Below are 19,158 nucleotides of genomic sequence, written 5' to 3' on the forward strand. Positions count from 1 at the left end.
CTAAATGACAGTGCACCCGGCTCTCGGGGGGAGCCGACGATCAAGCGCTGTCGCCGACTAAGGGGAGCCCATCATGTCGCCTGACTATGACGACACCGACACCGGTCCGATCGGATCGCGCGCCTACTCCGCGTCGACGCCGGAGTCCGACGACAGCGAGCCCACCCGCGGTGACCAGCGCGCCACTCGCGGCGGCGATGGGGTCAGCTGGCCGACCGTACTCATGGCCGGCGGCATCTCGGCCATCATCTCCGCACTCGTCGTGACCATCGGCGTCGTCGGTCTGCTGCTCTCCGACATCGGGCGCGACAACAACGCGTCGTCGAACACCCAACCGACCGTGGTGAACCTCGGATCGGCGCAGAGTCAGGTCCCACAGGCCGGCGCACCGCAGGCCGCACCGCGGGCAACGGCCCCCGGCGCTCCGGCAGTCGGCGAACCGGCCGGGCCCCCCGGCGAGGGCAGCAGCGCGGATCTCCCGGCCGGCGGAGCCTCCGGGGGCGGACTCGCACCCGGGGCCGCACCCCAACCCGCGCCCGAGGTCCCGGCCGCACCCCAGCAGACTCAGCAGACCCAGCAGCAGACGCAGACCCCGACGTCGCGACCGACACCGACCGTCGGACAGCTGCAGGGTGATCTGAACTCACTCGTCGGTGGCGGTTCGACAGCGCAGAAGGGGCAGCGGCTCGAGGGCGGCCAGCGCGCCGCCACCCAGGCGCAGCCGATCGTGCTGCTGCTCCAGCGCTTCAAGCCGCTCGGCTTCACCTATCGCGTCGTCGGCCCGGTCAGCGTCAACGGCAACACCGCCAAGGCCACCCTCGAACTCCGGTCGCCCGGCTACCAGCCGGCCCGGATGCCGGTGTACTGGGTCTGGAAGGACGGCCAGTGGAAGCTGTCCAACCGTTCCATCTGCGACATCGGGTCCTACGCGCAGATCCCCTGCAGCCTCTGACCGACGTGGGTTGGTTAGGTTTACCTCTGTAGACTGGCACCCATGTCTGACGAGCTGACGCGGCGGAAGAAAGAGCTGCTCCGGCAGCGCCTCGAGGCGGGTGGGCTCGCCCGCTCGGCCACCGCCGAGGCGCCCCGCCCGATCACCCGACCGGACGGCGCGACGAGCGATCTCTCACCGGCACAGAGGCGCCTCTGGTTCGTCTCACATCGCGACCCGCAGGACACCACCCTCAACGTCGGCGTCGCCTACCGACTCGACGGACCGCTGGCACCCGACCGTCTGCGGTCGGCGTTCGAGGCCGTCGTCGCCCGTCACGAGATCCTGCGCACCACTTACGAACTCGACCCCACCGGTGAGCCGCGGGCGCGACACCACGCGACCGGCCACATCGACTGGCGAGACCTCGACATCAGTGACCTCGCGCCTCGCAGCCGCGATCGACGCCTCCAAGTGCTCGCACGACGCGAGTTCGGGACCCCGTTCGACCTGACCACCCACCTCCCGCTGCGCCTGCTGCTCGTCCGCGTCGCCGACGACGCCCATGTCCTGATGCTCACCGTCCATCACATCGCCTGGGACGACGAGTCCTGGGCCGTGCTGTTCGGCGAGATCAACCGCCGCTACAACGACGACGCCGGGGCCGAACTCCCCACTCTGCCAGGACAGTACGTCGACATCCCGTCAGCCACGGACGACACTGTCGCCGACGACCTGGCGTTCTGGCGTGACGAGCTCACGCCCATCCCGGAACCGCTCGGGTTGCCGACGTCGCGGCGCCCGGCCACCGGACCGCGGATCAGCGCACGGCTGCGTCGCGAGGTCCCGGCCGATCTGACGGCGGCCGTCGACGCCGCCTCGCGACGACTCTCGGTGAGTCCCTTCACCATCCACGCTGCGATCGTCGACCTGCTCGTCCACCGACTCACCGGCGCCACCGATTTCACCGTGGCCGTTCCGGTCACACATCGCCCGGCCGACGCCGCGGAGCTCATCGGCTACTTCGGCAACACGGTCCTCCCGCGCACGCGTCTGTCCGCCTCCGACACCTTTGACCAACTGGTGGCGGCCGCAGGTGAGCGGATCGTCACGGCCATCAGTCACCAGAACGCACCGGTCGACGTCGTGGTGGGGGCACTGAACCCGGAGCGGGGCAGCGGGACCGACGGCCTCGGCCGCATCGTGTCGGTCAGCCTCAGTGCCCGCAGCAGCGCCGACGGATTCGCCCTCGACGGGATCGGCGCGAGTCACCTCGACGACCTCGGTACCCCCAACGGTCAACTGCCCTTGGAGTTCACCGTCGTCGGAGGTCCCGCATCGGACGTCGAACCGTACATCGAACTCGAATACGACACGGCGCTCTTCGGTGCCGACGTCGCGGACGGGATCGTCGAGGCTCATCTCCACCTGCTCCGAGCCGCGACCGCGGAACCGGACCGTCCGGTGCGCGATCTCGGCCTGCTGACGCCGTCGGCTCACGATCGTGTCCTCGCCGCATCCACCGGTCGGCGGGCGGACGTGACCGACGCGACCGTCGTCGACCTGTTCGCCGCGGCCGTCGGCTCACGCCCCGACCACGAGGCAGTCGTGTCCGACGACGCGACCCTCACCTACCGGGAGCTCGACGAACGCTCGAACAGTCTCGCGCACTGGATGATCCGATCCGGCATCGGTCCTGAGACGCTCGTCGGTCTGCGGATGGCCGCCTCGGTCGGATTCGTCGTCGCCGCGCTGGCCGTCCTCAAGGCCGGTGCCGCCTATCTGCCGATCGACCCGGACTACCCGGCCGACCGCACCGACTTCCTCATCGCCGACGCCGATCCGCTCCTCGTGCTCGACGCGGATGCGCTGTCCGCCGCGGAAGGCGAGGCGGCCGACCTGGAGCCCGACGCGCCGACCGACGCCGACCGGCTCGCGCCGCTGCGGCCGGACAACCTCGCGTACATCATCTACACGTCCGGATCTACCGGCACTCCCAAAGGTGTCGCGGTGGCGCACAACGCGATCGCCGATCACCTCATCGGGTTCGGGGCCGGCGAGGTACTCGGCCCCGACGATCGCCTCGTACAGACGTCGTCGGTGAGCTTCGACGCCTCCATGTTCGAGATCTTCTGCACACTGTCCGTCGGCGCGACCCTCGTCGTACCGAAACCCGCAGCGGTACAGGACATCGCCTACATGGCGGACCTGCTGGTGCAGCAGCGGGTCACCGTGATGCACATGGTGCCGACCCTGCTCGCCACGCTGCTCATGGTCCCCGAGGTCAAGCAGTGGACCATGCTGCGGACCGTCCCGGTCGGTGGCGAGGCCTTCTCGGGCGAGGTCGCCGACTCCTTCACCGCGACCTTCGACGCAGCGCTGTCGAACAACTACGGCCCGACCGAGGCCGTCGTCGCCGCCACCCACTACCCGATCGATGCCCCGCAGGGCAATTCGATCGTCCCGATCGGCACCCCGAACACCAACGTCACCAGCTACCTGCTCGACCCCGGCCTCCACCTCGTCCCCGACGGCGTGGTCGGCGAGATCTACCTGGGCGGGCCACAACTCGCGCGCGGCTACCTCGGCCGACCGCCGCTGACCGCGACCCGGTTCGTCGCCGACCCGTTCGTGCCGGGCGGGCGCATCTACCGCACCGGCGACCTCGCGCGCCGCAACGACGACGGTCAGCTCGAGTTCGTCGGCCGGGCAGACGAACAGGTGAAGGTCCGCGGCTACCGGATCGAACTCGGCGAGGTGGAGGCCGGACTCGCCGAACACCCCGACGTCGCACACGCTCTCGTCCTGGTCGAGGCCGACGACGCCGGTGCGCGACTGGTCGCCTACGTCATCCCCGAGGATCACGCCGGCGCGGCGATCGACCTCGACGAGGTCCTGCGCTTCGCCCGCACCACCCTGCCCGGGCACATGGTGCCGTCGGCGATCGCGATGATCGACGAGGTGCCGCTGACCACCCACGGCAAGCTCGATCGTGAGGCACTGCCCATCCTGTCGACGTCGGCGGCAGACGACCGCGCCCCGCGGACACCCACCGAGAAGCGGATCGCGGGCGTCTTCGCCGGGCTGTTCGGACGCGACGACATCACCGCAGGGTCCTCGTTCTTCGACCTCGGAGGACACTCCCTGCTCGCCGCGCGACTGGTCACCACCTTGACCACCGAGTTCGGTATCGACGTGGATGTCCGCCTGCCCCTGGACAACCCGACCGTCGAGCAGCTCGCCGCGGCGGTCAATGCGGCCGTCGTCGACGAGTTCGGCATCGACCTGGACGAACTCGGCGATCTGGACGACCTGGGTGATCTGGCGGGCGACGACGGTGGGTTCGCCGGCCTCACCGTCGTCGAGCCGGCACCCGCGGCCGACGCGCCGTCGACGGGCCGGCCGCCGCTGACCCACGTCGATCGGTCCGATCCGATCCCACTGTCGTTCTCGCAGTTGGCGATGTGGTTCCAGCATCGGTTCGAGGGTCCCGGCGTCGCCGGCAACATCCCGCTCGCGTTCCGCCTCGACGGACCGCTCGACCTCGATGCGCTGCGTGCGGGGATCGGCGATGTGATCCGACGCCACGAATCGTTGCGCACCACCTTCGTCGAACGGGACGGTCTTCCGGTCGCGGTCGTCCACGACGACGTCGACGTCGATCTGACGGTGACCGCGGTGGCCGCCGACGAGACGGACGCCGCACTGGCGGAGGCCCGCGAGCACGTGTTCGACCTGTCCGTGGCACCGCTCGTCCGCGCCCGGCTGTTCCGCGTGGCCGACACCCACAACGTCCTCTCACTCGTCGTGCACCACATGGTGATCGACCACTGGTCCACCGACGTGCTCCTCGACGACCTGATCGCCGCCTACCGGTCCCGCGCCGTCGGCATCGTGCCGGAACTGCCCGCGCCGGAACTGACATACACCGATTACGCGCTGTGGCAGCATCGTGTGTTCCCGGTCGGCGCGGAATCGATCCGGCCGGGATCCGACGGATCCTCCGATGCGGACTTCGGGCGAGCACAGGTCGAGCACTGGCGTACAACCCTGGCCGGCCAGCCGGACGAGATCACCGTCGCCGCGGATCGCCCACGCCCCCAGGTACTCACCAAGGACGGCGTCCTCGCCGACCTCACCGTGCCCGCGTCGGTGCGCAGGCGCCTGCGGTCCGTGTCCGACGAGTGCGGCGCCACCGAGTTCATGACGGTCACAGCCGCACTCTCCGGCCTGCTGAGCAGGCTCGGCGGAGGCGACGACATCGCGATCGGTACACCGGCGGCAGGCCGCCTCGACCCCGGCACGGAGACACTCGTCGGTCTGTTCGCGAACATGGTCGCCCTGCGCACCCGGACCGACGGGTCGCCGACCGTGCGCACGCTGATCCGGCGGACGCGTGACGTCGTCCTCGACGCGTTCGCTCATCAGGACGTGCCGATCGAACGGCTCGTCGAGGCCCTCAATCCCCGACGGACACGCTCGCGGAACCCACTGTTCCAGAGCATGATCCATTTCCGTGACCGGGACGCCAACGCAATCGGACGGCCGCTGGACGCCGACGCGCTCACCTCGGTCACCATGCTCCCGGTCGCGCAGGACACGTCGTTCCTCGATCTGAACGTCATCCTCACCGTGACCGCGGACGGCGGCTTCGACGGCCGCGTGGTCGGCAGCGCCGACCTCTACGACCAGGAATCCGTCGACGGCATCGCCGCGGCGTTCGTCGCCGTGCTCACCGGATTCGCCGACGGCGCCGACACCGTCGTCGAGACCATCGACCTGCCCGCGATCCCGGGTGTACTCACCGCCGACCGCCACCACGACGACCCGACCACGCTCGCAGCGCTGATCGCCGCCGAGCACCCGCGCCGGGTGCACGCCGGTCCGCGGACACTGGCCGCGTTGCCCCACACCGGGACAACAGATCTCGCGTCGGTCCGGGAATGGGTCGTCACCGGACCGGGCGCCGGCTCCGCACTGGGGGAGACCCTCTCGGCGCTGGCACCAGGATCGCGACTGACCGATCCGTTCACCGAACAGGAACCGGCGCCGGCGGTCCTGGCGATGGCCGCGACCGCCGGGGGCGGCGCACAGACCCCCACCGAGGAGCGGCTGATCGCGATCCTCACCGACCTGTTGGGCGTCGACGGCCTCGGCCGGGACGACAACTTCTTCGCCGTCGGCGGCGACAGCGTGATCTCCATCCAATGGTCGGCGCGCGCCGCGGCCGAGGGACTGCCACTGGCCCCGCAGCAGATCTTCGACCACTACTCGATCGCCGAGCTGGCGGCCGCGGTCGACGAGGGCGGAGCCGTGACCGCGGGAGACGATCAACCGGGCACCGAACCACCCGTCGATGCCGCCCCGATGAGCGCCTCCGGGTTGAGCGACGACATGCTGCAATCGCTGGGTAGCGCCTGGAAGTCGCAGCGGTGAGCGACGTTTCGGAGATCGAGGACGTTCTCGCCCTCAGCCCACTACAGCAGGGCCTGTTCACGCTCTCGGAGATGTCCGGCGAGGGACTCGACGTCTACTCGATGCAGTTCGTCGTCGAGATCACCGGTCCGCTCGACATCGAACGCCTTCATCGCAGCGTGGACGCGATCGTCGACAGGCACCCGAACCTGCGGGTGTCGCTGTGGGACAAGGATCTACCGGCACCCGTACAGATCGTGCCGAGCCACGTCGTCGTTCCCTGGCAGGAGATCGCTGCGAGCGCAGCGGAGTTCGACTCACTCGCCGTCGCAGAGCGCGCCCTCCGGTTCGACCTGCGAGACGGCCCACTGCTGCGGGTGAAACTGGTCGACCTGCCCGGCGACCGCCGCCGGCTGTTGGTCACCGCCCACCACATCCTGATGGACGGCTGGGCGGTCGCCCTGTTCTTCGGTGAACTGCTCGCGATCTACTCGGCCGACGGCTGCGCGGCGTCGCTGCCGCCGATTCGCCCGTACCGCAACTACATCGCCTGGCTCGCCGCCCAGGACGGCGAGGCGGCCCGCGCAGCATGGCGGGAGCATCTCGACGGCGTCGAACCGCTGATGCTCGCGGCACCCACGGTGCCGGTCTCCGAACCCGTCCGGACCCGGCATCGCCTTTCTGTCGCGGACACCGAACGACTGGTGTCGTGGGCGCGGTCGGCGGGCCTCACCGTCAACACGGTGACCCAGTTCGCGTGGGCCGTGGTGCTGTCCCGACTCACCGACCGGACCGACGTCGTCTTCGGCACCACCATCTCGGGACGTCCCCAGGGACTCGCCGGGGCCGACGAGATGATCGGCCTCTTCATCAACACGGTGCCCTCACGGGTCCGGCTGTCCGGTCCCGACGATGGGCGACCGATGACCGTCGCCGCGGTGTGCGCTGGGCTGCAACGGGACTCGGCGACGATGCGCGACCAGGGGCATCTCGGCCTGTCGGAGATCCAGCGGTCGACCGGACACGGCACGCTCTTCGACACCCTGTTCATCTTCGAGAACGCGCCCATCGGCGCGGCGACCGAACCCGTCAGCGCGGCCGACGGCACCCGGTTCCTGCCGCTCGCCATGGAGAGCCTCGCGCACTATCCGCTGACAGTGGTCGCCTACCTGCTCGACGGTGAGCTGATCGTGATCACCGAGTCGATCGACGAGGCGCTCGGCGAGATCGACGCCGCCGACGTCGCGGAACGCATCCTGGCGGTGCTGCGTGATCTGCCCGACGCCGCAGATGTCGACGTGGATCACCTCGACGTGCTGCTGCCCGCCGAACGCGCCGCGCTCGAGCAGACCGACCATGACGCACCCGTCGACCTGCCCGAGACCGTCGTCGACGCCTTCGCCCGGCAGTGCGAGCGCACCCCGACGGCACCCGCGCTGGTGACCGACGACGAAACGATCACCTACGGCGAGCTCTGGGGCCTCGCGAGCCAACTCTCCGCCGAGTTGCGCGACCACGGGACAGGACCCGAAACCGTTGTCGCCGTCGCACTGCCGAGGTCGACCGGGTCGGTGATCGCCATCCTCGCGACGATGCTCGCGGGCGGGGCGTATGTGCCGATCGACCTGGCCTTCCCCGATGCCCGGATCACAAATCTCCTCGACCAATCCGGTGCCGCCGTGGTGGTCACCGACCGGGCACATGCTGATCGATTCGCCGACGACGTGGTCGTCGTCCCGGATGACCCGGAGACGGCCAACCGTATCGCCGCGCGAGCGGCGTCGCCTGCTCTGACCGCCGAACCGGCGATCAGACCCGCGAGCGCCGCCTATCTGATTTTCACGTCGGGATCGACCGGAGAACCCAAGGGCGTCATCGGAACACACGCCGCGCTGATGAGCTACTGCCGCGACCACCGCGACCACATGCTCGCCCCCGCACATGCCCGGCTCGGCCGTCCGCTGCGGATCGCACACGCGTGGACGTTCAGCTTCGACGCCTCGTGGCAACCGCTGGCGGGTCTGCTCTACGGCCACGCGATCCACCTGTTCGGCGAGGACGAGATGCGCGACGCCGGCCGGCTCGTGGCAGGTCTGGCTCGGCACGCGATCGACATGATCGACACCACTCCGTCCATGTTCGGACAGCTGGCCGCGGCCGGTCTCGTCGGCGACGCTGCCGCGGACGACGCGGCCCCGGCCGGAGGGCACCTGTCGGTGCTGGCCCTGGGTGGGGAGGCGATCGGTCCTGCCCTGTGGCGGCAGCTGTCGGCGTTGCCGGACACCGTCGTCCACAACTGCTACGGCCCCACCGAGGCCACCGTCGAGGCGGTCGTCGCGCGGGTCGCGGATTCGGCATCGCCCACCATCGGTACGCCGACCGACCGGATGAGCGCCTACGTCCTCGATTCCCGACTCCGCCCGACACCGACCGGTGTCGCCGGCGAGCTGTACCTGTCGGGCGCCCAGGTCACCCGTGGCTACCAACGCAAGCAGGCGATGACGAGCACACGATTCGTCGCCGACCCGTTCCGCCCACGCGCGCGGATGTACCGCACCGGAGACCTGGTGCGTCGTAACGCGGCCGGGAACATCCTGTTCGTCGGCCGCAGCGACGATCAGGTGAAGATCCGCGGATACCGCATCGAGACCGGTGAGGTGGAGGCCGCGATCCGACGCGCCGACGGTGTGACGGCGGCCGCTGTCGTCGTCGTCGACCGGGCCGCCGGACCGGCACTGGTCGGGTTCGCCGCCGGAGATGACGTCGACGCCCGCGCTGTTCGCGCCCACGTCGCGAAGGCGCTTCCTGCGCACATGGTGCCGTCGCGGGTCGTCGGCGTGACGGTGCTCCCGATGAACAGCAACGGCAAGGTGGACGCGATCGTCCTCGCGGAATCGGCCGCCGCTGCACTGCAGGCCCGCGCCACCGGCAACGACGTCGACCTCACACCGACGGCGACGATCGTCGCCGGCGTGATCGCCGACGTGCTCGGGACCGCACCGGGTCCGGACGAGGACTTCTTCGACCTCGGACTCGACAGCATCGTCGCCATGGCAGCCGTGAATGCGCTGCGCGGCCACGACCTCACCGTCACACCTCGGATGGTGCTGTCGTACCCGACGGTGCTCGACCTCGCGGACGCGATCGACAACGCCGAGGAGGACGAATCCTTCTCGGCCGGGGCAGGTCTCGTACCCGCGCTACCGGTCGTCGAGTGGCTGTACGAGTACGGCAACCACCGTCGATTCACCCAGACCGTGCTGTTCGCGCTACCGGCCGATGTGTCCGACGACGGGCTGATCGCGGTTCTGCAGGCCACGATCGACGCCCACGACATGCTCCGCTCGATCGTCACCGAGGACGGGTTGATCACCCGGGACCGCGGCACGGTCGACGCCGCGTCGGTGCTGATCGTCCGTGACGCCGAGGACCTCGCGGACAGCGTCACCGCTGCCGCGCGGGAGGCAAACGACCGCATCGACCCCGACGCGGGCCGCATGGTGTCGGCAGTGCGTATGCGCCGCAACGACTCCGCGGGCGACTCGGCCGATATCCTGCTGCTGGCCATCCACCACCTCGCGGTTGACGCGGTCAGCTGGCAGGTGCTCTTTGCAGACCTCGCGCGGGCAGGCTCGACCCTCGAGATGGTCGATGGCTCGCAGACGGTCCCCGCCCTCCCGGAAGAGCACACCGACTACCGCGCGTGGTGCCGGTTCGTCGAGGGACGCGCCGAGAATCCGGATGTGCTGGCACAGCAGGACTATTGGACCGCTCAGGTTGCCGGACCTGATCCGGCCGTCGGAACCCGGCAGGTCGATCCCACCACGGACACCTGGTCCTCACTGCGATCAGCGGTCACCACCACCGACACCGAGGTCACCGCGACGATCCTGAAAGCTGCCGACCGCACTGTCGGCGTGCGCGAGTTCCTTCTCGCCGCGCTCACCCTTACTGTCGCCGGCTGGCGGGTGCGCCGAGGCCAGGACGCGACGGGCGGTGCCTACATCGCGCTCGAGGGCCACGGCCGTGAGGACCATCTGGCCGGTCCCGGCGTCGACACGTCGCGGACGCTGGGCTGGTTCACCAGTGTCTTCCCGATGCGCCTCGGTGTGGGGAGGTCGGTCGGTGCCGACGACGTGCTCGCCGCACCGGCCGTCGGGCGGAAGCTGTTGGACGAGGTTGCCCGCCAGGTCGCGGAGATCCCGACCGGTGGAGTGGATTTCGGTGTCCTCAAGTATCTTTCCCGAATTCCGGAGTTGCAGGTGCCGATGCCGCACATCGAGTTCAACTATCTCGGTCGGTTCGATCTGCACACACCGGACACGCAGTGGCAACCGTGGGGGCCCATCACTGATCTCGACGTCAACGAGCATCTGCCGACGGACCCGGAACCCGATCTGCCGTTGCGTTACGCGCTCGACGTCGTCGCGGTAGTCCGGGCGACTGAGGACGGCCCCCAGCTCGTGGCCAATTGGCGCTATGGCGACACCGTGCTGACCGCCGACGAGGTCGGCAAGCTGACGGCGATGTGGGAGCGGTCGGTGGTCGCGCTGGCGGGAGCCCTCGAGGAGTAGACCGGTCCGTTGTCGGCTTGCACGCGGTATCTGAGTTCGGCGAAACGTGATCTGGGGGCTCCCTGCCGGAACGATACGCCGAGGCCGACGACTCGCTCGCTACGAGCAGGAATCAGGATACCGAGCTGGAGGTGGAGCCGTCGGTTGCACTATCGGACGAGTCGGGCGGTTGTGACACGAGACGGTGGAGCGTTCCGGTGGATGGCCGACGATCCGGATGTGGTTGCCGACATCGCTGACCGAGAAGGGCGCTGCTGAATGTCGCCTTCTCGGTCAGCGGTGTCGGGCCTGCCGCTTTCACACTGTGGAGTTGTCAAGGTACAGATGCGGTCCCGGCGTGGCCGGGTGCGGGATTGTGGTCGGTGGAGAGTCGGTTATGGGGTCAGGCGGCGACGGCGTCGAGGGTGAGTGTGCGTCTGCTGTAACTGGGTAACGCTCGTTGCTCGGGGTCGACGGTGGCCGGCGGTGTCAGCCAGGCGTGTTTGTCGGCGCCGATGAACACCTGCCAGCCGTTGTGGTGGACATCGGCGTGACACGACGGGCAGAGCAGGCAGCCGTTGTCCAGGCAGGTGTCACCACCCTCGCTCCAGTGGTCGATGTGGTGGGCATGGCACCGTTCGGCGGGCGCACCACACTTGATGCAGCACCTGTCGCGGATGTAGAGGGCTTTGCGTTGAGCCGGGGTGAACAGGCGTTTGTCGCGGCCCACGTCGAGCGGGACGGTCTCGCCGTCGACGAGCAAAGGTGTGATCGTCGGGTCGCAGGCCAGTCGATTCATCGTGGCGCGGGTGACCGATCCCATGAACTCCAGTGATGTCAAGGATGGCGCGTCGGCGGGAATGGTCAGTAGTACATGCGTTCTCGGTGTCATGCTCACGTCGTTGCCTCCCCCGGCGGCAATATCCAGAAGGGTTTCCAAGGCGTCGGCGAGGCGTCGTTCAGTGGAACGCGCGTCAGCCGACCCGTCAGGTTCGGTCCTGGGTGTGCCGTAGCGTTCCATCGCAGCCTGGAATTTCTCGCCGACCTCGGCGTCCAGATCGGCCTCGACACGGAGCCGCCCGTCGGTGGTCTTGTTCTTGGTGAGTGTGTTGACGGTGCGGTCTTCGGCGGCGGGCACGCCGCCGTCGGTGTCGTCGGCGATCAGGTTGCCCAGGGTGCGGGCGCGGTCGCTGATCTCGGCGGGGGTGGCACCGGAGAAGTGCTGTCCGAGAAGATCTGTCACACTACTCAGACGCACGGCGTCGTCGATCGGTTCCGGTGATCTTTTCCCGATGTGCTCGATCCCGCGGACGATGGCGTCGGAATGTTCACTCGAGATGACGCCGTCGACGGCATGCGCCGTCAAGGTGGGGAGCAGTGCGAGCGCACCGGCGACACGGACGTAGCGTTGGGCGACGGACGGGGCAAAGCCCATGACGATCAACAACTCTCGCGTGGTGCGTCCGTGATCTTTCGCCACCCGCAGTCGGTCGAGTGTGCCGGTCAGTTGCGCGGCATGATGGTCGATGAGATTCCGGATCTGATACAGGGTGCGCATCTCCTCGAAGGCGCTCTGCCCGGTCATGGACTCGTGGTCGAGGTGGACGGCGCGTAGAGTGTCGCCGATGGCGATCAGTGATGTGGTCGATGACATGGCGGCCCCCCGAATGACAGAACAGGACAGCAGGACTCAGGTGTCTCAGGTGTTCTGTGCACGGGCCGGCAGATGGACACGGGGCGCGCTACGTCTTCTTCTTTCCTGCTGGTGACAACACTACGACATGGCACCGACAAGATCGATCAGAGCGAGATCGCGACGAGAGGCGACCCGCAATGGCAACCCGGATACACATCGTGTCGAGCCGATAGGGCAGGCGCATACAGCACCGCGGGTACCACGTCGAGGTCCGCTGGGCGGGCCGGCGCTGAGTACTCGCGCTTGAGGTGTTGTATCTCGGGGCGTGTAGGGGATCGGCCGCCTCGGGGCCTCAAGCTCGGCAACGCCTGCGTGAGCTGCAGAGTGCGACGTGGCTGGGTGTCGGCACCCCCTCGACGACGGCCTTGTTCATGGTGAACGTCTGCGAACGCCTCGACCCGAAGCAGGGTCCCAACAGCAGGAGTGGTCGAACCTCGCTGGGGCGTGTAATGCGATCGGTGAATAGGCGAGGTTGCCTGCGGCGGTTCGGTATCGCGGAATACCTGCGCGACAGTACAGTCGCGCTCTACCGCAGCGGTCGAGATCGATCACACCTCCGCGCCGTCCACCGGCGAGAAGCTCGAGGCCGACGTGATCGTCACCGCGACCGGCCTGAACATGCGTCTGTTCGGTGGGGTCGACATCACCGTCGACGGACGCCCCGTCGACCTCTCCACCTCTGTCGTGTATCGCGGGATGATGCTCTCCGGCGTCCCGAACTGGGTGATGGCAGTCGGCTACACCAAGTCGTCCTGGACGCTGAAGATCGGTCTCCTCGGCAAGAGCTTCATCGAACTGCTGCGCCACATGGACGCTCGCGGGTACGACACCGCGACAGCCGTTGCCCCTGACGGCACCGGCACTGCGCCGATCATCGACCTCGACGCGGGCTACATGCTGCGCGCCAAGCACGCCCTGCCCCGCCAGGGCGACGAGATGCCGTGGCAGATCAAGAACGTGTTCATCGAGGACCGGAAGATGTTTCGCGGCAGTGTGGTCACCGATGCCCTTGAATTCAGTTCTCGCCTCGATCGTGAGTTCGACAGCGGCCGTGCCACAGTGGAAGGCGCAGGACGGTGACGGTCATCGATCGGCCGACCACGGTGGAGATCGCCGGCACGCTGACGGCCGCAGAGTGGATGCAGCGCACGCTGTTCACGGCCATCGGGCGGGTGCCCGACGCGATTCTGCGGCGGGTTGTGCCGCCGGTGGTCAACTCCGACAGAGACGCCATGGCGCCGGAGATCGCGCTGCTCATGAAAGCGGCAGCGGCCGGACCGGATTTCAGCGATGGCACGCTGGCCGAGGCGCGCGCGTCGATGGACAACGACTGCCGAGTCTTCGCCGACGATGCTCCGGCGATGGACGTCGCCGACATCGCTCTCCCGAGCGGGATCCGCGCGAGTCTGTATCGTCCGGCCAGGCGGTCCGACGGACTGGTCGTGTTCCTGCACGGCGGAGGATTCGTGTTGGGCAGCCGAGCGGGGTACGACGCCCCGGTGCGTCTCATCGCCGACCGAGCCGGTGTCGCCGTGTTGTCGGTCGAGTATCGGCTGGCGCCGGAGGCGCGGTTCCCCGGTCCGGTCGACGATGCGGCCGAGGCATGGCGATTCGCGGTCGAGCACGCATCCGAGTGGGGGATCGATCCGCAACGGATCATTCTGCTCGGCGACAGCGCGGGGGCGAATCTCTGTGCGGTACTGGCCAATGACCTGGCCGGCGAAGAGCGTCGTCCACTGATGCAGGTGCTGATGTACCCGGTGGTCGACGCCGTCGGCACCCATTCGTCCCGCACCGAGTTCGCGGACAACCCGGCGCTGACAGCGAAGCAGATCGCCTGGCTGTCGGGGCTGTATTTACCCGAGGGCCATCCAGAATGGGACCCACGCGTGTCCCCACTACACGCCGACGATCTGTCCGGAGCACCTCCGACGCTCATCACGGTTGCCGGATTCGACCCGCTGCGTGATGAGGCGATCGCGTACGCCCAGCGGTTGGCCGCGGCGGGCGTTCCGACCCGACTGATGCGTGAAGGTGGCCTGGTCCACGGCTACATCTCACTGACACGGATCAGCCGCGCAGCACGCGGTGCTGTGGACCGTGTCGCAGATGCGATCGCGGGTGCACTCGGATAATCCGTCGCGGGCATCATCCCCAGTGTGCGCGACGCGCCGTCACCACCACCGCCGGAAACCGGTGCTGACCATCCGGACGGCTTGCGATCCGCCACATCTCGTCGAACCCGGCGTCGGCCAGCGTCGCCGACAACCGATCAGCCGGCCAGCGCCACGCCCGTGCGACCACGTGGTCGAACTCCGCGATCGCATCTCCGTCGGTGCTCTGGGTGGCGATGCTGACCACCGAACCGGGTGCCATCCGGGTCGCCCATTCCCGCAGGATCACGGATACCTCGTCGGGCGGGACGTGAATCAGGCTGAAACGGGCCAGGATTGCGGAGATTGTGACGTCCGTGAGCTCGGGAGAGTTCAGGTGCGCATCGTCGGCGACGAACCGCAGGTCGGGATGATGGCCGCGGGCGATCCGCAACATCTCGTGACTCGGATCGATCCCGATCACCGCCAGGCCGAACGTGCCGAGATCGGCCATGACATGTCCTGTCCCGCAACCAACGTCGAGTACAGTGCCGCCGGCGCCCAGGGTGTGCACCTCGTCGGCGAACGCCGCGACGGCGTGTCGCTCCCACGCCGATCCGTATGCCGTGGGGAACGTCTCGTCGTACAACTCGGCGAGCGCGTCGTACCCCGGTTGCGCCGCCGAGGTCACCGTCGCGGCGTTCCGACGACGAAGCTCCCGACGTTGCATTCGAGGAGTTCGTCGGTGCCGGTCGCGGCGGCGAAGGCGGCGGTGTCACCGTAGCCTTGCGCGACACCGCCCAGACCCATCGCGGTGGCGGTCAGGTACAGCGTCTGGGTCAGCACGCCGACGTGTTTGAGGATGACGGCGTACGGCATCTGCTCGTAGGTCCACATGATGCGGCCGGCGCGCGCGGCGAGGACGAACAGGACCTGGGGGAGTCGGCCGTCGGTCAGGGTGAGTGCTGCCGGCGCGATCAGGCGGGTGACCGCGGGATCGTCGTAGGGTGCGACCGGCCTGAGCGCATGATCATACGAATCATAGTGATACATACCGGATTCCACACCGTCGGCGATGCGGATGACCGGATAGATCTCGAGTTCGTAGAGTGACCCGCCGGACGGGAACGGTCGTGACGGGAGTTCCTCGGGCACCGCGCGGTCGGCGTTGATGGTCCGGACACGCCGGGTGCGGGCGCACCGGTAGAGCAGTTCGCCGAGCTGCTCGGCGGTGACGGGATGGTCGTCGTCGAAGTCGCGTACCGACGTGCGGTCCTCGACGACGGCGGTGAGTGGCCGATCGTCGGTGCGCAGCGCGTCCAGATCGGGGGTGGGTAGGGGCGTGGGCTCACCCGGGTACGAATCCCGCCGGGCGGGAACGGGTTCGAACGACCCGTCGGCCCATCGGGTCGGCCCGAATGCAGCCCAACTCGTACCACGGTCGCCGACGGTGCTGCGCCGGTGGAACCAGAGCTCGTGCGGGCTCCAACTCCGGGTCGCGAAGCGCTCGTCCTCGTCATCGCCGACGACGGCGTGACCCGACCACACGAGATCCGCGAGCAACCGTTCCCGGGCGGCTGGCGCGAGCGTGTCCGGGCCGTCGTCGAGCCCGGTCAGGACGGTGAGCACGCCCGGGTCGCGCACCGCGATGTCGCACCATGCCCGCGGATTCTCGGCCACGACGTCGTCGCCGGTACGCCGGATGACGGTGAACCGGGAGACCCGGACATCGGTCGGGACGTCGTCGGAACGAACGGGTGGTCGGCGAAAGGGCCTGATGGAGTACAGCTCACGGTCGCCGAGGGTTGCGGTCATGGCGATCGCGCCGGCGTCGACCAGCCGATCGCGCAACGCGGCGATGGTCGTGTCCGCGTCGTCGATCTCGACGGGACCGCTGTTGAGCCGACGCAGGAAGGCGACCTGCCTGCGGTCGAGTCCGTCGAGCCGCTGTTTGGCCGGGAGCACGACCGCGACCCCGCCGCCGCCGAGGAGGAACCGAGCCCCCTCGGTGAGGGCGTAGGTGAACTGCACTGTCGAGGTCATCGGGCGGTGGTCATCGGCACGGGATCATCGGCACGGGGGTCATCGACATGCGATCAGCGCGACGCCTGCTCGAGCGCGGGGTTCATCTTGTCCAGCAGATACGGGATGGACAGCGGTGTCGGCTCGTTGAGACCGCCGATCTCGGCCACCGACATCCGGCTCACGGCCCCGGTGCGCACCGATCTCAGGTTCCGGTAGCCGGGTAGCTTCTCCAGCGACGACATCAGCTGATCGGTGTTCGCGGTGATCACGAGCAGATCGGAGTTCAGCAACGGCACGTTCTCCGTGGAGATCGGGAACCGCGGCTGACCGTTCTTGCGGAACTCGGCCACCAGCGCCGGCGCGATGTTCATGCCCAGCGACCGGAAGAGGTAGGTCGCACCGTCGTCGGGGTCGCCCAGCACCTGGATCTGGTCCGCCGAGTACATGTAGGCCATCGTGTAGGTCTTGCCGTTGAGGCCGGGCAGGCGATCCTTGGTGGCGTTGATCTTCCCGTCGACCCCTGCCGTGATCTCCTTGGCCTTGTCCGGCTGGCGCAGCACGGTACCCAGGAACGTCACCATGTCCTGCCAGGGGTCGATCTGCTTGCCGGTGATGCCGGGGATGGTGGGGGCGAGCTTGGAGACGCTGTCGTAGACCTCCGGCTGGCCGTCGGCCATGTACGACGTTGCGAGGATGAGATCCGGCTTCGCCTTCGCGACCTGCCCGACGATGTCCTCGGTGCTGATCGGGGTCGAGTCCTTCAGCCCCTCTCTCGACCACGGCGACGGGTTGCCGGTCAGCACCTGGATGTTGTCGAGGTAGGCGACCGGGGTGACACCGAAGGCCAAGGTCACGTCGATCCACTGCGCGCCGAGCGCGACGATCCGCTTCGGGGTGCCGTTGATCGTCACCGACCCCTTCGACGTATTGACCTGGATCGGTGCGCCGTCGTTCTCCGCTTCGTCGGGGGAACTGCACCCGCTGATGGCCAGGGTCGCGATCACGAGCGTGGCGATCGACAGGAACAGAACGCGGAGCGCACGAGTCATGCGTGCAGCCTAACCTAAGACCGAAGGTCCGCGACACCGGCGTCGGCCCGTGGACCTGCGATGCTAACGGTAGTAGACATGGTAGAGTTGCCGTTAATAGGAGGTGGGTCAGTGTCGGACCTCGATGAAGACCTCGATCGCTTGATCCGGGACCGGTTCGGTTTCGGGCGCGATGAGCTCGTGCATGCGTTGCGGACTTTGCCGGTGCATCGGTCTTGGGCGGCACGATTGACCGACGCGGAGGCCCGCCTGCTCGATGACGCGGGATTCACCGAAGATCCGGATGATCGCGCAGAGGTCGCAGCCAGCACGACGGCGCGGATGGCGCGGCTCTACAGCACCGCCTACCCTGCCGCCGAGGTGGCGGCCGGGCTCGGCGTATCTGATTCGCGTGTACGTCAACTTCGTCTCGCGCATACATTGTGGGCGATCGACGATGGCGGGTCGTGGGTGTTCCCGGTTCTGCAGTTCGAACTGATCCATCGGACAGACCCATCTGGCCGTGAAGTCAGCGAGTTCGCACAGGTCCGTGGGCTGGACAAGGTGTTTCCGCACCTCCTGACACGAGGACTGCACCCTCTCTCTGTTGCCGGCTTCCTCGAGTCCCCTCAGCCGGAGTTGCAGATCGCTGGGCAGCCGCAGGCGGTGCGCGAATGGTTGCGCGGCAGACAACCCGTGGAGCCGGTACTTCGCCTGCTCGAGGTCGGTGATTGGGCCGCCTGATGGCTTCCACTCCGATGTTGCCCGATCCGCCAGAGCCGGAAGCATTGCGGGCGCTGGGCATTCGCGACGAAGAAGTGCGCGTCATCGATGTCGGCGAGGTGTGGTGGCGGGTCCACCGCACACTCGGCGCCCACGTACTCGCGTGGAATGCGCTCCGCACCTACGGGCCGGTTCTGCGGTTCGATCCCCATCATCTTCCTGCTGGCGAGGATCCCGTCGGCCGTGGTGTCTGGTACGGGGCGTCGACCCCGGATGGCGCACTCGCCGAGGCCTTCCAGACCGACCGGACAATCGATCGCGACCGCGATCGGCCTTACCTGACCGGACTGTCGTTCGCCCGCCCGGTCACCGTGATCGACGTTGCCATCGACAGCAAAGGAGCCTGGGCCACCCGCGTAGGTGGCACCTACGCCCTGTCGACCGGGCAGCACCACACCAGCCAACGTTGGGCCCGACACATCGTCGAGGCCCACCCCGACATCGACGGCTTGCGCTACAACAGTCGCTTCGCCGGCGCGCCCTGCCTGGCACTGTTCACTCCAGCTGGGAGCGCGATGCCGGATCGGCCGGAGCTGTCCTTACCTCTGACGCACCCTGATCTCGCCGTCCGGATCGCCGGCGCCGCAAGACGACTCGGATACTCCGTCATCTAGTTCCAGGTCTCGCAAAGTCG

11 protein-coding genes are annotated in these 19,158 nt (G+C 68.2%); 7 read left to right on the plus strand and 4 right to left on the minus strand.

Going from position 1 to position 19,158, the window contains the following annotated elements; translation table 11 throughout:
- The first annotated feature begins 73 nt into the window (after nt 1-73).
- Genes QSJ19_RS13935 through QSJ19_RS13945 form a run of 3 tightly spaced genes read left to right on the plus strand, consistent with a single transcriptional unit; the run spans nt 74 to nt 10,920 of the window.
- Nucleotides 74-952 carry an MTB12 C-terminal domain-containing protein gene (locus tag QSJ19_RS13935; protein ID WP_286321218.1) on the plus strand — a complete coding sequence of 293 codons (879 nt, stop codon included), beginning with the start codon at nt 74-76 and terminating at the stop codon, nt 950-952.
- Nucleotides 953-994: 42 nt separating this feature from the next.
- Entirely contained in the window at nt 995-6,367 is a 5,373-nt protein-coding gene (locus tag QSJ19_RS13940; protein WP_286321219.1) for a non-ribosomal peptide synthetase, read from the plus strand.
- A complete protein-coding gene (locus QSJ19_RS13945) occupies nt 6,364-10,920 on the plus strand; it encodes a non-ribosomal peptide synthetase (RefSeq protein WP_286321221.1) in 4,557 nt (1,518 codons plus the stop codon). The genes QSJ19_RS13940 and QSJ19_RS13945 overlap by 4 nt, the downstream gene beginning before the upstream one ends.
- Before the next feature lie 382 nt (nt 10,921-11,302).
- Here QSJ19_RS13945 and QSJ19_RS13950 read toward each other — a convergent pair whose 3' ends face one another.
- Complete coding sequence (locus QSJ19_RS13950; protein ID WP_286321222.1) at nt 11,303-12,553, minus strand: HNH endonuclease; 1,251 nt, start codon at nt 12,551-12,553, stop codon at nt 11,303-11,305.
- Nucleotides 12,554-13,186: 633 nt separating this feature from the next.
- Here QSJ19_RS13950 and QSJ19_RS13955 point away from each other — a divergent pair.
- Together QSJ19_RS13955 and QSJ19_RS13960 are read left to right on the plus strand one after the other, a co-directional pair.
- Nucleotides 13,187-13,675 carry an NAD(P)/FAD-dependent oxidoreductase gene (locus QSJ19_RS13955; protein ID WP_286321225.1) on the plus strand — a complete coding sequence of 163 codons (489 nt, stop codon included), beginning with the start codon at nt 13,187-13,189 and terminating at the stop codon, nt 13,673-13,675.
- A 59-nt stretch (nt 13,676-13,734) separates the two neighbouring features.
- Nucleotides 13,735-14,730, plus strand: coding sequence for an alpha/beta hydrolase (locus QSJ19_RS13960; RefSeq protein WP_502876179.1), 996 nt, complete (start codon nt 13,735-13,737; stop codon nt 14,728-14,730).
- A gap of 13 nt (nt 14,731-14,743) precedes the next feature.
- Here QSJ19_RS13960 and QSJ19_RS13965 read toward each other — a convergent pair whose 3' ends face one another.
- Genes QSJ19_RS13965 through QSJ19_RS13975 form a run of 3 tightly spaced genes read right to left on the minus strand, consistent with a single transcriptional unit; the run spans nt 14,744 to nt 17,762 of the window.
- Nucleotides 14,744-15,379, minus strand: coding sequence for a class I SAM-dependent methyltransferase (locus QSJ19_RS13965; RefSeq protein ID WP_286321228.1), 636 nt, complete (start codon nt 15,377-15,379; stop codon nt 14,744-14,746).
- Nucleotides 15,376-16,731 (minus strand): SagB family peptide dehydrogenase, encoded by a 1,356-nt coding sequence (locus tag QSJ19_RS13970; protein ID WP_286321229.1) that lies wholly within the window; start codon nt 16,729-16,731, stop codon nt 15,376-15,378. The genes QSJ19_RS13965 and QSJ19_RS13970 overlap by 4 nt, the downstream gene beginning before the upstream one ends.
- 53 nt (nt 16,732-16,784) lie before the next feature.
- The gene (locus QSJ19_RS13975) at nt 16,785-17,762 is read right to left on the minus strand and encodes an ABC transporter substrate-binding protein (protein ID WP_286321230.1); all 978 of its coding nucleotides are present in this window, start codon (nt 17,760-17,762) and stop codon (nt 16,785-16,787) included.
- A gap of 78 nt (nt 17,763-17,840) precedes the next feature.
- On the opposite strand from QSJ19_RS13975, the gene QSJ19_RS13980 reads away from it, so the two are divergent.
- Both QSJ19_RS13980 and QSJ19_RS13985 read left to right on the plus strand, forming a co-directional pair.
- Nucleotides 17,841-18,485, plus strand: coding sequence for a DNA-binding protein (locus QSJ19_RS13980; RefSeq protein WP_286321231.1), 645 nt, complete (start codon nt 17,841-17,843; stop codon nt 18,483-18,485).
- Nucleotides 18,485-19,138, plus strand: a complete 654-nt coding sequence (locus tag QSJ19_RS13985; RefSeq protein WP_286321232.1) for an RES family NAD+ phosphorylase — start codon at nt 18,485-18,487, stop codon at nt 19,136-19,138. Before QSJ19_RS13980 ends, QSJ19_RS13985 begins: the two co-directional genes overlap by 1 nt.
- The last annotated feature ends 20 nt before the right edge of the window (nt 19,139-19,158 follow it).

This window comes from Gordonia sp. ABSL11-1 (assembly GCF_030315685.1).
GTDB lineage: Bacteria > Actinomycetota > Actinomycetes > Mycobacteriales > Mycobacteriaceae > Gordonia.